13 protein-coding genes are annotated in these 13,400 nt (G+C 66.6%); 5 read left to right on the plus strand and 8 right to left on the minus strand.

The genetic code is table 11. The features are described from left to right. Positions 1-73: 73 nt before the first annotated feature. Complete coding sequence (locus AC4ELH_RS20215) at positions 74-1,630, plus strand: acetolactate synthase large subunit (RefSeq protein WP_448443344.1); 1,557 nt, start codon at positions 74-76, stop codon at positions 1,628-1,630. Here the strand turns inward: AC4ELH_RS20215 and AC4ELH_RS20220 are convergent, their stop codons facing one another. Continuing rightward, entirely contained in the window at positions 1,631-2,629 is a 999-nt protein-coding gene (locus AC4ELH_RS20220; protein ID WP_448443342.1) for a class I SAM-dependent methyltransferase, read from the minus strand. A 47-nt stretch (positions 2,630-2,676) separates the two neighbouring features. Next, entirely contained in the window at positions 2,677-2,919 is a 243-nt protein-coding gene (locus AC4ELH_RS20225; protein ID WP_064878050.1) for an LPXTG cell wall anchor domain-containing protein, read from the minus strand. Positions 2,920-2,965: 46 nt separating this feature from the next. Here AC4ELH_RS20225 and AC4ELH_RS20230 point away from each other — a divergent pair, with 46 nt between their 5' ends. Beyond that, positions 2,966-3,709 carry an SHOCT domain-containing protein gene (locus AC4ELH_RS20230; RefSeq protein ID WP_448443340.1) on the plus strand — a complete coding sequence of 248 codons (744 nt, stop codon included), beginning with the start codon at positions 2,966-2,968 and terminating at the stop codon, positions 3,707-3,709. Positions 3,710-3,711: 2 nt separating this feature from the next. On the opposite strand, the gene AC4ELH_RS20235 is transcribed toward AC4ELH_RS20230, so the two are convergent. The 4 genes from AC4ELH_RS20235 to AC4ELH_RS20250 form a co-directional block, all read right to left on the minus strand. Then, positions 3,712-5,085 carry a styrene monooxygenase/indole monooxygenase family protein gene (locus AC4ELH_RS20235; RefSeq protein WP_448443338.1) on the minus strand — a complete coding sequence of 458 codons (1,374 nt, stop codon included), beginning with the start codon at positions 5,083-5,085 and terminating at the stop codon, positions 3,712-3,714. A 65-nt stretch (positions 5,086-5,150) separates the two neighbouring features. After that, a complete protein-coding gene (locus AC4ELH_RS20240; protein WP_448443336.1) occupies positions 5,151-6,293 on the minus strand; it encodes a beta-mannosidase in 1,143 nt (380 codons plus the stop codon). Between the two features lie 36 nt (positions 6,294-6,329). Continuing rightward, the gene (locus AC4ELH_RS20245; protein WP_064960905.1) at positions 6,330-6,962 is read right to left on the minus strand and encodes an MBL fold metallo-hydrolase; all 633 of its coding nucleotides are present in this window, start codon (positions 6,960-6,962) and stop codon (positions 6,330-6,332) included. Continuing rightward, complete coding sequence (locus AC4ELH_RS20250) at positions 6,959-8,050, minus strand: S-(hydroxymethyl)mycothiol dehydrogenase (protein ID WP_498886286.1); 1,092 nt, start codon at positions 8,048-8,050, stop codon at positions 6,959-6,961. The genes AC4ELH_RS20245 and AC4ELH_RS20250 overlap by 4 nt, the downstream gene beginning before the upstream one ends. A 102-nt stretch (positions 8,051-8,152) precedes the next feature. On the opposite strand from AC4ELH_RS20250, the gene AC4ELH_RS20255 reads away from it, so the two are divergent. The 3 genes from AC4ELH_RS20255 (at position 8,153) to AC4ELH_RS20265 (ending at position 10,508) form a co-directional block, all read left to right on the plus strand. Then, positions 8,153-9,037, plus strand: a complete 885-nt coding sequence (locus AC4ELH_RS20255) for a chemotaxis protein CheY (RefSeq protein WP_448443330.1) — start codon at positions 8,153-8,155, stop codon at positions 9,035-9,037. An 11-nt stretch (positions 9,038-9,048) separates the two neighbouring features. Then, positions 9,049-9,882 (plus strand): serine hydrolase domain-containing protein, encoded by an 834-nt coding sequence (locus AC4ELH_RS20260; RefSeq protein ID WP_448443328.1) that lies wholly within the window; start codon positions 9,049-9,051, stop codon positions 9,880-9,882. Positions 9,883-9,995: 113 nt separating this feature from the next. Then, complete coding sequence (locus AC4ELH_RS20265; protein WP_064931052.1) at positions 9,996-10,508, plus strand: DUF3145 domain-containing protein; 513 nt, start codon at positions 9,996-9,998, stop codon at positions 10,506-10,508. A gap of 4 nt (positions 10,509-10,512) precedes the next feature. Here the strand turns inward: AC4ELH_RS20265 and AC4ELH_RS20270 are convergent, their stop codons facing one another. Both AC4ELH_RS20270 and AC4ELH_RS20275 read right to left on the minus strand, forming a co-directional pair. After that, on the minus strand, positions 10,513-11,037 hold the full coding sequence (locus tag AC4ELH_RS20270) for a hypothetical protein (protein WP_448443326.1): 525 nt from the start codon (positions 11,035-11,037) through the stop codon (positions 10,513-10,515). Positions 11,038-11,041: 4 nt separating this feature from the next. Beyond that, positions 11,042-13,309: a glycoside hydrolase family 183 protein gene (locus AC4ELH_RS20275; RefSeq protein ID WP_498886289.1), complete on the minus strand. Its 2,268-nt coding sequence runs from the start codon at positions 13,307-13,309 to the stop codon at positions 11,042-11,044. Positions 13,310-13,400: the final 91 nt, after the last annotated feature.

The raw sequence follows: 13,400 nt of genomic DNA on the forward strand, positions 1-13,400 counted from the left end.
GAACGGCTGCCGACCAAGATGGACGGGTGCACAACGGCTGGCAGAAAACTGAAAACGGCGCGGGGAGCGTCTCGTGAGCACCGGCGCCGAAGTGGTGGTGAACCGGCTGCTGGCCGAGGGCGTCGACGTGTGTTTCGCCAACCCGGGCACCTCGGAGATGCATTTCGTGGCCGCGCTGGATGCCGCTCCGGCCATGCGTCCGGTGCTGTGTCTGTTCGAAGGCGTCGCCACCGGAGCCGCCGACGGATACGCCCGCATCGCCGGCACTCCCGCGGCGACCCTCCTACACCTCGGTCCAGGGATGGCCAACGGTCTGGCCAACCTGCACAACGCCCGGCGCGCGTTCACTCCGGTGGTCAACGTCGTCGGCGATCATGCGACCTACCATCAACCGCTCGACGCGCCGCTGGAGTCTGACATCGATGCGCTCGGGTACTGGACGGGCGGTTCGGTGCACCGGCCCGAATCGGCCGCCGACCTCGATGCCGCCGTGCACGGTGCGGTGCAGAGCGCGACTGGCACGCCCGGACGTGTCGCCACCCTGGTCCTGCCTGCTGACTACTCCTGGGGCAGCGCGCCGCAGAACACCTTGCCCGACACAGGTATCGGACATCCAGTCGGCGACGGACCGGCGGGCCTCCTGGATGTCGCCGGTGCGGCCGAGTTGCTGCGCACCCAGGGGGAGCGTGCGGTGGTATTGCTGGGCGGTGCTGCGACCCACGCGGAGGGTCTACGGGCCGCGGCGCAGATCGGCGCGGCAACCGGGACGCGCGTGCTGGTCGAGACTTTTCCGGCCCGGCTGGCCCGCGGACGGGGCGTACCGCCCATCGAGCGGCTCGGCTACCTGGCCGAGCAGGCCACCCAACAACTCTTCGGGGCAACGCATCTGGTGTTGGTCGGCGCGAAATCGCCGGTGTCGTTCTTCGCCTATCCGGGCAAGCCGAGTGTGCTGGTGCCCGAAGGTGCCGAGGTCTGTGCTCTGTCGGTGCATGAATTGGCCGCACTGGCAGACGAATTGGGCGGTGAACTACCCGCCCCGCCGCCGCCCGTCCCGACCGAGTTGCCCACCGGCCCGCTCAATCCACAGAACCTGGCGCAGGTGATCGCGGCGCTACTGCCGGAGAACGCGATCATCTCCGACGAGGCCAACACCAGCGGCGTGTTTCTGCCGGCGGCCACTGCAACCGCTCCGCGCCACGATGTCCTGACCCTGACCGGCGGCGCCATCGGACAGGGCCTGCCGGTCGCGGTGGGAGCCGCAATCGCCGCGCCGGACCGACCGGTCATCGCCCTGCAGTCCGATGGCAGTGCCGCATACACCATTTCGGCCCTGTGGACGATGGCCCGCGAACAGCTCGACGTCACCGTGGTGATCCTGAACAACCACGCGTATGCCATCCTGCAGCTCGAGTTGTTGCGGGTGGGGACTCAGGCCAACGGGGAACGGTCGCGTTCACTGCTTGATCTGAGTCGTCCGGACATCGACTTCGCCTCGATAGCACAGGGATTCGGAGTTCCGGCCACCCGGGCCACCACGGCCGACGAGATTGCCGACCAGTTCCGCGCGGCGCTGGCGGAGCCGGGACCGCATCTGATCGACGCGGCCCTACCGGCCTGGTCGCCGGTTTGATCACTGGCTCGGCCGGCGCTTCTCCAACACCACCGCGGCGATCGGGATGCGCATCTCCTCGGGCTCGGCGGACAGCCGCGCCGCGATGCCCGCATGCAGCCGGTCGTAGAACACCGGCAACCGGTCGAGGCCACCCTCGAGCGTCGCCCCCAGATCGGCGAATGCCGTGAACTTGAGGAAGTCGGCCCAGCGAGTGCCGAAAGCGCCTGCGTCCCTGTCGCTGCGGTAAGCATTGAAGATTCGGTCCTCCGCCTCGATCAGTTCGACGTGCTGGATCTCAAGCCGCTCGAACCGCCCCGACGGGGCGAACGGTGCGGTGAAATCCACGGCACGCCGTCCCGCGATCGGCAACGACATCCGCGTCGCCTCCTCGGCGCTCACCACACCGGTGGCAATCAGCTCGGTCAGCGCACCGACGACGGCGCGGAACAGCGGGCGGTAGCCCAAATCACCGTCGTCGTCCACTGCCGTCGTCAACACCACCAGGCGACCACCCGGACACAGTTCGCGGCCGCGGAAGGCGATGAACTCGTGCCAATCGTGAGCTGCCTGCCTGGCATAGGCGGCGCGCACCTGCTCGTCGTTGCTGTAGGCCGCGATGACGTGGTCGGCGACCGGCATCGGCACCTTGCTCAGTCGTGCTACCGCCCAGGCCGACCAGCCCAGGTGCACGCTGTTCGACGGCAGGATCTGGCTGTAGAACGACCGGCCGATCGCCGAACTGAAGGTGGCCGAATCCCTGTACCGATAGGACTCCGGATCCTCCTCCAGAATCCGGAACATCGTGGAGAAGTCGTTGTCGGCGACATCGGTGTGCGTCACCAGAATCGAGTGCTCGGGTCGGGTGCGGCTGCGCACCGCCGCGATGGCGGCGTTGATCGGTTGCATCGAATTGTGCGCGGTGCCGGCTCCGTAGTCGGCGATGACGACGGGTTGAGGCGCTGCCGGGATCGGTACCGTGTGCGCCGCGAGCTCGAGAAGCTTGATCGCCGAACTCATTCCGGCGGTGTGCGGGCGGGGTGTGGCTCGGCGCGGCCTGGCCATGATCAGGTTCGCCGTCGCCGACGCAGCAGCAGTCCGATGAGTACGCCCATGACGAAAATGATGACCAAGATGAACCACATCGGCGACTCGACGGTCACCCAGAGCACGTGTACACCCACCCGATCACGGTTCTGCGCGACGAAGATCGCGGCCAGGGCGACCAAGATCAACGCCACCCAATAGCGCAGCGCCAACCGGCGTGCCGGTCGGGCGGTCTCGGTGCTCTGCGTGTCGTCGCGAGGCATACCCCGACGGTAACCCGCTACCGACCGGCTATGACACACTTCGGCGATGAGTAACGGAGGGGGCGCCCCGCGGACGGCGATCATCGTGTCCGTCGTCGCCTTGGTGATCGGTGTTCTCGGCATCATCGCGTCGGTGATGGTGAACGCGTTCGTCATCGCAGATGACGATGCCTACGGCGAGGTGCCGATCCCGGGCTCGGCGAGTTTGGAGTTGCCCGCCGGCGACGTGGACATCGCCTACCGCGCCACGACCCTCACCGTGGGCGGCAAGGGGGTGATGGTGCCTCCGATCCAACTGGCCATCACCCCGCCGGCCGGAGTGGCCACACCGCTCATCACCGACTCGATGAGCAGTTCATCGAAGACCAACCGGGAAATCACGGTGCGGGTCTTCACCGCCCACATCAAGGAGGCAGGGACCTACCGTATCGACGCCAAGGCCTCGGTCTTCGAGTCTCAGAATCCCAGGCTGACATTCGGGCACAGCAGTCCCTACTACTGGGTGATGTGGCCTTTCATCGGGATGACGGTGCTGGCCGCTGTCGCGCTCGGCCTGTCGATCATGTGGAGCCTCCGTTCGGGGAAGCGGCCGACTCCGCCACCCAGCTACCCGCCGACGTACGCACCGACCGGCACCCCGACGTACACCCCGACATATTCCGGATCCCAGGTTCCCGACGATCAGGCCGTCCGGCTCGAACAGCTCAAAACCATTGCTGCCCTGCGTGATACCGGTGCACTGACCGAGGTCGAGTTCGAAGCGGAGAAGCGCCGGATCCTGGGGAGCTGAGGCTAGGCGGCCCGCGTCACCAGGCCGGAGCGCTGGAAGGATCCGACCGGCACGAACCGCTCCAGTAACGCGTCAGCCGGCTCACCGGAGAACTCGGTGATCAGCTGCTTGGCGGCGGCCACCGAGTCGAGACGTTCGACCGGCCTCGGATCATTCAGCAGCCCATAGAGTTTCGAGGCGAACCGCGGGCTGCCCTGCGCCGCCGCGAAGAACAGGTTGCCGTACTCGGCCAGCTCGGGATCGGACAGGAACAACCGGGTGACCAGTTGCGCGGCCCGTGCCCGGTCCGCATAGAAATCCTCGAATGCGTTGCGCAGCCAAGCCTCGTCGAACGGTCCGTCATGTTGGGCTGCCTTGCGCACCAGTACTGCGGCCTGTATCAGGCCGCCTTGTGCGCCCTGACCGGCGATCGGATCGTAAGACACCGCGGTATCGCCCAGCGCGGCCACTGGATGACCACTGGCGGTGCGGCCCACCCCGCCACGCACCACCTGGGTGACGGCGCCTTTGAGCCACGAGTGCGGATCGGCCTCGATGGTCCTGAGCTCACCGACTTCGGGCAGGTCCCAGTCGATGAAGTCGCGGTGCAGGGCGGTGACGATGTCGAGCGCGGATTGCGCGTCGTGGGCGCCGGCGAACCGGTGCTCCCACTCGCTACCGGGGCGGGCCCAGCCCAGGAACGCCCAGGTCGGTCCGGCATCCTTGTGCAGGTACCCACCCCACCAAGCCTCGCCCTGATCGGAGACCACAGTCAAGGCGCTGTGGCGGCCCCCTGCGCCGCTGCGGTGGGCGAAAACCTCAGGACCGTAGGGTAAACCGGTCAATGTCACCGTCAACAGGCTGCGCTGCGGCCGATCGTAGGCGGAGCGCTCGGCGTCGACAGGAAACAGGGACGACAACCCACCGCGGCCGGTCGCAACCAGCGTGAGGTCGACACTCGCGGCGATCTCGTCCAGGCGCACCGGGTCTACAGCCTCGACCACGAACGTTCCGCCGCGCTGCTGGAACAAGGTGAGCCGATCATCGGCCTTGAGCCGGGTGTCCACCGCGAGCCCGACGAAGCCGTCGAAGTCGACGTCAAAGGCGATCTCCTCCGACCGGTCCGGACCGGAACCGTCCACCACGCGCACACTTTCCCCGGTCAAGGTCGGGGCGGTGGCCAGATAGGTGTTCAGACCCAGCGACTCCTCGGCCCGCTGGGCCTCCCCGAAGATCAGCGCGGTGCCGGTGGCCGGAACGTCATCACGCAAACTGCGTTGATCGCGGTCGTTGTAGAGGGTGACCGCAAATCCGTTGTCCAGCAGCCCGAGGGCGGCCGTCACGCCGGTTTGTCCCGCACCGATCACCGCTGCGGTCCGCCCATCTGAACTCGTCATGGGTGCCACTATGGGCGGGTCGACGCCTGCCGGTAAGGAACTGGCTCAGCGTGATCGCAACCTCTCTACCCGGGGGTGTTGCCGATCATAGACAGCAAGGGGTCGGCGGGACCGATGTCGAGGGTGCATTCGCTGGGCCGTGGATCCGGCACGAAAGCCCAGAACATCGCTCCTGCGGCCCCGAATGCGTGCATCTTTTCGATGGCCCCGCCGAGGACCTGTTTCCGCTCACGCAGCGATGCACAGGAACCTGCCTCCATGCCGATCTCGGCGGCAAACAACGGCTTACCTACGGCACGGGTTTGCGCGACGCGGCGTTGTAGCCCGTCGTAAGGGTCTCCGGGCAGATAGTCCATCTGCTCGTAGTAGTGGTACTCGAGCACATCGACGCCGGGGGAGGCGGCCACCATCTCGAACTCGTCTCCCGCCGACCCGCACTGCCCACCGCCGGCGTGACCGCTGAAGATGATGGCGCCAGGATCCAATTCGCGAATCCGGGCCCCGGAGATGTCCAGGAACGCGCGCAGTGTTTCCGGGGCGGTGGCATGGCAACTGCGCTTGGTCCAATGGCAGGTGTGATCCAGGCAGTAGGACGGTTCGGGTTCACCCACTGCCGTCCACCCGGCAACCGATGGCGAGCCGCCCCAGCGCTTGACGGCGGTGTCCAGCCACGCAGTGAACGTCATCGGTAGACCGTGCGAGACCTCGGTGCGCCAGCCGCCCGCGTACCAGTCGTAATCCTTGAAATAGTCGTTCTCGCAACCGCCGTCGTCACTGGTGAGCACAGCGATCAGGAGTTGGCCGTGACGCTCGGCTGCCCGGAACACCGCGTCCAGCGCGGTGAAATCGAGCTGTCCGGTGTATTTGTTCACCGCGAAGCTGGAGTAGGCGTTGAACCGCGTCACCGAATGCGCCGGCAGGCTGCCGAAGTACGCGTCGAGATCAACCTGTGCGCCGCATCCAGCATTGACAGACCAGTTGGTGGCCAGCTGGTAGGCGTTGATGCCGATCGGCCACACCGGTTTGCCATCGAGGGTGAGCGACGTTCCCGAGACACCCAGCCGCGGAATGGCTGCCTGGCCGGTGGTGGGCTGGGCGGTCGTGCCGGGCAGTGGCGGCATCGGCTCGGGCGGCGAAGGCGAACAGGCCATCGAGACCAGCAGTGCCACGCAAAGCAACACCGCGGTGCGAACTGGCCTGTCGACCATTGAGTCAGGGTATCGACTCGCTTCCCGCCGCAAGGGCTAATGCCCGCGTGCAACCCATTCGTCGTAATGGATGATCTCGTCGCCGATGGTGGTGGTGTCTCCGTGTCCGGTGTAGACGACGGTTTCTCCGGGCAGCATCCCCAGTCGCTTGGAGATGGAGTCCAGGATCGTCGGGAAGTCCGAGAACGACCGACCGGTGGCACCCGGGCCGCCCTGGAACAGGGTGTCGCCGGAGACCACCGCGCCCAGTTCGGGGATCGACCAGCACACCGAGCCGGGGGAGTGTCCGGGGGTGTGCAGGGCGTGCAGTTCGAGGCCGCCGGCCTTCAGCACGAGACCATCCTCGACCGTGCGGAAGTCGTTGTCGGGGTGCACGACTCGCCACAGCATCTCGTCGGCGGGGTGCAGCAGCACCGGTGCGTCCAGTGCCTTGCCCAGTTCGGGCGCAACGGTGATGTGGTCGTTGTGGCCATGGGTGCAGACCACTGCGACGACGTTGCGGCCGCCCACGGCTTCGATGATCGGGGCGGCGGTGTGGGCGGCGTCGAACACGATGACGTCACTGTCATCCCCGACGAGCCAGATGTTGTTGTCGACGTCCCAACTGCCGCCGTCGAGTTCGAACTTGCCGCTGGTGACTACCCGCTGGATTTGCGAAGGCCCGCTCATTTCTTCAACACCACCACCGAGCGCAGCACCTGTCCGGCGTGCATCTTGTGGAACGCATCCTCGATCGCATCCAGCCCGATGCGCTCGGAGACGAACTTCTCCAACGGCAGCCGGCCCTGCAGGTACAGCGAGATCAGGGTGGGGAAGTCACGTTCGGGCAGGCAGTCGCCGTACCAGGAGGACTTCAACGACCCACCGCGGGAGAAGAAGTCGACCAGCGGCATCTCCAGCGTCATGTCCGGGGTGGGGACACCGACCAGCACCACGGTGCCGGCCAGATCGCGCGCGTAGAACGCCTGCTTCCAGGTTTCGGGGCGGCCGACCGCGTCGATCACGACGTCGGCACCGAACCCGTCGGTCAGGTCCTGGATGGTCTTCACCGCGTCGAGCTCACGGGCATTGATGGTGTGAGTGGCCCCGAACTCGCGGGCCCAGTTCAGCTTCTTGTTGTCGGTGTCGACGGCGATGATCTTCTTGGCGCCGACCAGGGCGGCACCGGCGATCGCCGCGTCTCCCACACCGCCGCAGCCGATGACGGCGACGGTGTCGTCTCGGGTGACCGCACCGGTGTTGATCGCCGCGCCGATGCCGGCCATCACACCGCAGCCCAGCAGGCCGGCCACGGCCGGGTCGGCCTCGGAATCGACCTTGGTGCACTGGCCTTCGTGGACGAGGGTCTTGTCGGCGAACGCGCCGATACCCAGCGCCGGGGTGAGTTCGGTGCCGTCGGTCAACGTCATCTTCTGCGCAGCGTTGTGGGTGTCGAAGCACAGGTGCGGGCGGCCACGTTTACAGGCGCGGCATTCCCCGCACACCGCGCGCCAGTTCAGGATCACGAAGTCGCCGGGCTCGACGTGGGTCACACCTTCACCGACGGATTCGACGGTGCCGGCGGCTTCGTGGCCGAGCAGGAACGGGTATTCGTCGTTGATGCCGCCCTCGCGGTAGGTCAGGTCGGTATGACACACGCCGCAGGCGATGATGTCGACCACCACCTCACCGGGACCCGGATCGGGGATGACGATGTCGACCAGTTCGACCGGCTGACCTTTGGACCGAGAAATCACACCACGCACCGTCTGGCTCATGCCTATAACCTAATGCAAACCGGACAGGTGTCCAATTAGTGGCCGGATCTCGTCGTCCACTGAATCTCGGCCCGGTGGAGCGTCCGCGCGTTACCGTGGGTTGTGGTCGACGATCGAACCCAACTGCTCGTGGTCGCACGCTCTGCGTATCAGCGAAATGACTGGCGTACCAGCTACGAATCCTTCAGCCGAGTCGACGGCGTGCTGTCCCTCGACACCGACGATCTTGCCGTGTACGCCGCGGCGGCCTGGCGGCAGGGTCATGGCCGCGAATCGGTGCGGATCAACGAACAGGTACACACCCGGCTGCTGCGCACCGACCAGGTGCAGGCCGCGATGAAGGCGGCCGAACTCGGCCTGGCCTGGTTGGCTCGCGGTCACGTGTCGCTGGCCGGCAGTTGGGGGCAGCGGGCGCAGATGCTGCTGGACGGCGTCCCGGAGACCACCGCGCACGGTTACCTGGCATACCTACTCGCGGCGACGGCGGTCGATACCGGCGACAACGACCGATTCGGCGCTGAGACGCGGCGGTTGTCCGTCCTTGCAGAGAACTTGGACGACGCCGCCTTGGCCACACTGGCGCGGGCGCTCGGCGGGGTGGCGGCCGCCGCTGCAGGCGATCCGGCCGGTTACCAGGCGCTCGATCAGGTGCTGCTGCCGGTGCTCGATGAGCCGGTGCCGGTGGAATGGGCGGCAGATGTGTACCGCCGGGCGTTGAGCCTGGCGCACCGCCAGGGCGCAGGTGATCGGTTGACGTCGTGGACGCAGTCGATGCAGCAGTGGTGTGAGGCCACCGAACCGGACTCATCGGAGTCGGCTTACCGCGCGGTCCTCGACGTGCACCGGCTCTCGGCGGTTGCGAACCCCGATCCGGGGGAGTTGGTCCGGCGGGTGGTCGGACTGCGTCGCCTGGTCGCCGACGTGGATGCGGTGGCGGCGAGCATGGTCGAGGAGTTGCTGTCCCGGAGTCTGGGGCGTGCCCGATAGATTTGGTGTCGATGAGCGCCGCCGAAGTCCTCCGCGTTATCGATACCTGGCCCGTCGAGACAGCGGCTGCTGCAGTGGTCGGCCCCTCGGGTGTGATGGCCGGCCATGGCGATCTGGACAAACCCTTCACGTTGGCCTCGGTGACCAAACCGCTCGTCGCCCGTGCCGCGCAGATCGCGATCGAAGAGGGCGCGGTCGAACTCGACACTCCGGCGGGCCCGCCCGGTTCGACGATCCGGCACCTGTTGGCTCACGCCTCGGGCGTGTCGATGCGCTCGGCCGAGGTGCTCGCCAGGCCGGGGCAGCGTCGGATCTATTCGAACTATGGATTCGAACTGCTGGCGCGTGCTGTCGAGGATGCCGCCGACATCGAGTTCGCCAGCTATCTGACCGAGGCGGTCTTCGCGCCGCTGCAGATGACCAAGTCCACTCTGTTGGGCGGGACGCAGGCCGCCGGGTTCGGCGGTGTATCGACCGTCGGGGATCTGGCGGCATTCGCCCGGGAGTTGCTCCGCCCGGCGTTGGTGTCGCAGCAGCTGCACGACGACGCGGTGACAGTGCAGTTTCCCGGGATCGACGGGGTGTTGCCGGGCTTCGGGGTGCAACGGCCGAACGACTGGGGGCTGGGCTTCGAGCTCCGGAACGGAAAATCGCCGCACTGGACGGGGTCGGCGAACTCCGCGCGCACGTTCGGGCATTTCGGCCAGTCGGGGACGTTCCTATGGGTCGATCCGGCCGCTGACCTGGCCTTGGTGGTGCTCACCGACCGCGACTTCGGCGACTGGACCTACCCGCTGTGGCCTGCGATATCTGATGGAGTGCTGAGAGAAAACGGGACACACTAGCGCAACACTGGCCACACAGGGCACAATAGACACGCGCGGCACACACAACTGCATGCTCGATCGGAATACCAGGCCGTTGGGGAAGACGTCCCTCGTATCCGAAGGAGTAGCAGATGCGTGCGTCGAACCAGTTCGCCGACGCGGCGACGGGCGTGGTGTATGTCCATGCCTCACCCGCGGCGGTATGCCCGCATGTTGAGTGGGCGTTGTCGTCGACCCTGTCGGCGCGGGCGAACCTCAAGTGGACGCCGCAACCGGCCATGCCCGGCCAGTTGCGCGCGGTGACCAACTGGGTTGGGCCCGTCGGCACCGGGGCGCAGTTGGCCAATGCCCTGCGCTCCTGGTCAGTGCTGCGCTTCGAGGTGACCGAGGACCCCAGTGCCGGGGTGGACGGGCACCGCTGGTGCCACACCCCCCACCTCGGTCTGTGGAGCGGTGCGATGAGTGCCAACGGTGATGTGATGGTCGGTGAGATGCGGCTGCGTTCCCTCATGGCCGGCGGCGCCGACATGCTGGCAGCCGAACTCGACACCGTGCTGGGTACCGCATGGGACGAGTCGCTCGAGCCCTACCGCAACGGCGGCGACGGCGCCGAGGTGTCCTGGCTGAACAGGGGCGTGGGGTAGCTCGTCAGCTACGCGCCCAAAGGCAGTAGCCGCTGAGCTTCGTCGTGAACATGTGGTCGCTGACCTCGATCGTCAGCGACTGGCCCGGGTCTGCGCTGAACGTCTGCGGCTCCGACGTCCTGCCTGCGCCCAGGACATCCACAACTTCGGCGCCACAATGGGCCTCGGCAGTCTGCGGGGTCCCTGTCCAGGTGCCCGCCCGGGCTTCCGGGTTTCGCCTGCCCTGCCCGTGCAGGATCACCTCGGGCCCGGCGGTCAGCCAGCGATCCGACGAGGGATAGGGGCCGCCGAACGTCTGCCAGCTCCCGGCCGTGCACTGCAACAGACGCCGGTTGTTGCCGGTCTGTGCGGGATCGGCAGGGGTCAGTGCCCCGTCCAGGTTCTCGGCGCACGACGAGTCTGGTTGAGGCGCCGTGGTTTCGGACGGTCCCTGCGGCACCGGCTCGGGGTCGGCGTGCGCACAGGCACTCGTGCTGAGTGCGGCAACCACGGTGAGGGCCGCCGCACACAACGCGAACGTTCGAGACATCCGGCTACACCGAGACCGTCTTCATCGTGGACAGGTCGGTCTGCATCAACCGGACGTTGTAGTCACCCCAGTAGGAAAGGTTGTAGTACAGGTACTGCGAGTTGTCCTCCACGACATTGCCGTTGGCGTCGACCTTGTTGAAGTAATCGGTGCCCGACATCGGGTGGACCATGGGCGCATACATGCCGGTGTTGGACGTCAGGTTGTTGTTCACCAGCGTCGTCGTATCCGACCATTCACCCTGCGGTGAATCCGACACCCGCATCACGACGTTGTTGCCGCCATCGGTGTAGAGCACGACGTACTTGCCCAGATACTCGTTGTACTGCACCGACATCTCGCTGACATTGCCGCCCGTGGGCAGCCCGCCGACCCAGATGCCGTTGGCGATCTTGGTGAACAACCCGAGGGTGAAGAAGTCCGCCACCTTGTAGAGCGTCGGCAGGAAATCGGTGCTGCTGGAGCCGAACACCGGAGCCGCCGCCGACGGATCACCCGTCACCCACTGCCCGGCGCCGCTGGAATCCTCACCCGAGAAGTACTCGTAGGCATCCAGGTTGCCGATCTGATCCTTCTGCACCCGGGCCACGTACGCCGAACCCTGCCTGCCCGAAGGAGTCCCGTACACGTAGACGTACGGGTCGGTCGGGTCGTCCGACATCACCAGCGCATTCTGCTGGAAATGCTCGTCGCCCGGGACGTAGGCCGGTCCGGCTCGGAACCAGCCCGACGAGCGCACGGTGTCGCGGTCGACGGTCCAGGTCTTGCCGCCGTCGTCGGAGTAGGCGATCGCGGAGTAGTTCGTGGTCCAGCTGCCCGGGTTGTCCCAGGTGCGGACCGACATCACCGTGGCGTACTGCCGGTAACCGCCCTCGGCGCCGGGGTTTTCGATCGCGATGGCCGACGTCGGGATCATCGTGTAGGTCTGGCCGAACAGTCCGTTGAGGCCGCCCGGGTCGTAGATGATCTGCGTGGCGCCGGCCGGGGCGCCCCCGGTGCCGTACCACTGATGAGTCCCGCCGGGGTCGCCTGGATACTGCGCCCCGGCATTGATCACCGCACCGTTGAATTGCAGACCATCGGACAGATCGGTGTCGATCGTGCGAAACAGTACGTTGTTGCGCCAGTCGCCGGCCATGCCGGGCTCGCTGTAGGTATCGCCGAACAGCGTGTAGATGACCGGTTTCCCGGTCACCGGGTCGGTGTAGCCGCTGTTCCACATGATGCCCAGGTCGGTCCCCGCGACGTACCAGTGGTCGGTGACGCCGGGGCCGGTGACCCACCCGAGCTTGGAGGTGTAATTCGCCAATGACGACGGGACCTGGGGTTTGGGCGTCAGGTCATCGGTCTGCACCGCGGCATTGGGGGCGGCGGCCGCCATCGGCTGGATCTCGCCCTCGGCGACCACCGATGCGGCGTCGTTGGCCGACACCACGCGCGAAGCGACCGGATTGATCGACCGCTCGAATTCCCTTCGTGTCCAAGCCATCATGGCCCACAAAGCGGGGGACTGACCAGGTGCGACGGGGCTGCTACCCGCACCGAACGGCGACAGCCCCGCGACGCTCAGCAGGGCCGAGACAACCGGAGGTGCGCTGACCTTGGATGCGGTGGCCGGCGCAGCCGGGACGACGGTCTTCTCCGGCACGATGTCGGGGATAGCGGGGATGTCGAACTTCGCGACCTCGGTGCCCAAGGCGGAGACGACGTCGTGATTGCGCTGGTTGATGTTCTCGGCAACCTCGTTCAGACGTACCACCACCGTGTTGGTGTTGGGGCGTTGCGCGCGCTTCAGCGTCGGTGCAGACGTCGCCGCGTCCGCGGCGGTCCGCGTGCTGTCTGTCTTCGTGCTGATGTCGGCCTTGTTGCCGGTCTCGGGCACATTGGTGAGTGTGCCCTGAATCTTGCTCCGGGCCTTGGTGGTCCGGTTTTTCAGCGGGCTGCGAGCGGTGTCCAGGCGGCTCTGCGTTTGCTTGATCGTGTCGCTGACATCATTCAGTCCCGACTCGACGTCCTTGCGGATCCGCTCGCCGATCTTCGACAGTGCGCCGGACGGAGTCGTGGCCGGCTTCTTGATCGTCGATGGTTTGCTCGGGTTCTTCTTTGTCCCCGAGCTTGGGGTGGAACCGTCGGAGCTGCCCGTCGTCGATTTGCCGGGATCACCGGACCCGCCGTCGGCCCAGGCGATTCCGGTCCCGGAAGTCAATGCTGTGCCGATGCCGAGAGCAACGGCCAGCGCGCCGACGCGGCCGATGTATTTGGTCGATTCCATGACGCTCCGTACCAGTCCACTCCACTCAGAACCCCGACCCAGACGAAACGTACCGCGTGCCGTTCACGGTGTCGGGCAAACACGCCGATTC

The sequence above is a fragment of the Mycobacterium shunyiense genome, assembly GCF_058270075.1.

Excerpts from the sequence above, each read along its gene's own strand:
- AC4ELH_RS20235 (WP_448443338.1), bottom strand. The coding sequence starts at position 5,085 with ATGACGAGTTCAGATGGGCGGACCGCAGCGGTGATCGGTGCGGGACAA.
- AC4ELH_RS20220 (WP_448443342.1), bottom strand. The coding sequence starts at position 2,629 with ATGAGTTCGGCGATCAAGCTTCTCGAGCTCGCGGCGCACACGGTACCG.
- AC4ELH_RS20275 (WP_498886289.1), bottom strand. The coding sequence starts at position 13,309 with ATGGAATCGACCAAATACATCGGCCGCGTCGGCGCGCTGGCCGTTGCT.
- AC4ELH_RS20230 (WP_448443340.1), top strand. The coding sequence starts at position 2,966 with ATGAGTAACGGAGGGGGCGCCCCGCGGACGGCGATCATCGTGTCCGTC.
- AC4ELH_RS20250 (WP_498886286.1), bottom strand. The coding sequence starts at position 8,050 with ATGAGCCAGACGGTGCGTGGTGTGATTTCTCGGTCCAAAGGTCAGCCG.
- AC4ELH_RS20265 (WP_064931052.1), top strand. The coding sequence starts at position 9,996 with ATGCGTGCGTCGAACCAGTTCGCCGACGCGGCGACGGGCGTGGTGTAT.
- AC4ELH_RS20270 (WP_448443326.1), bottom strand. The coding sequence starts at position 11,037 with ATGTCTCGAACGTTCGCGTTGTGTGCGGCGGCCCTCACCGTGGTTGCC.
- AC4ELH_RS20240 (WP_448443336.1), bottom strand. The coding sequence starts at position 6,293 with ATGGTCGACAGGCCAGTTCGCACCGCGGTGTTGCTTTGCGTGGCACTG.
- AC4ELH_RS20245 (WP_064960905.1), bottom strand. The coding sequence starts at position 6,962 with ATGAGCGGGCCTTCGCAAATCCAGCGGGTAGTCACCAGCGGCAAGTTC.
- AC4ELH_RS20260 (WP_448443328.1), top strand. The coding sequence starts at position 9,049 with ATGAGCGCCGCCGAAGTCCTCCGCGTTATCGATACCTGGCCCGTCGAG.
- AC4ELH_RS20225 (WP_064878050.1), bottom strand. The coding sequence starts at position 2,919 with ATGCCTCGCGACGACACGCAGAGCACCGAGACCGCCCGACCGGCACGC.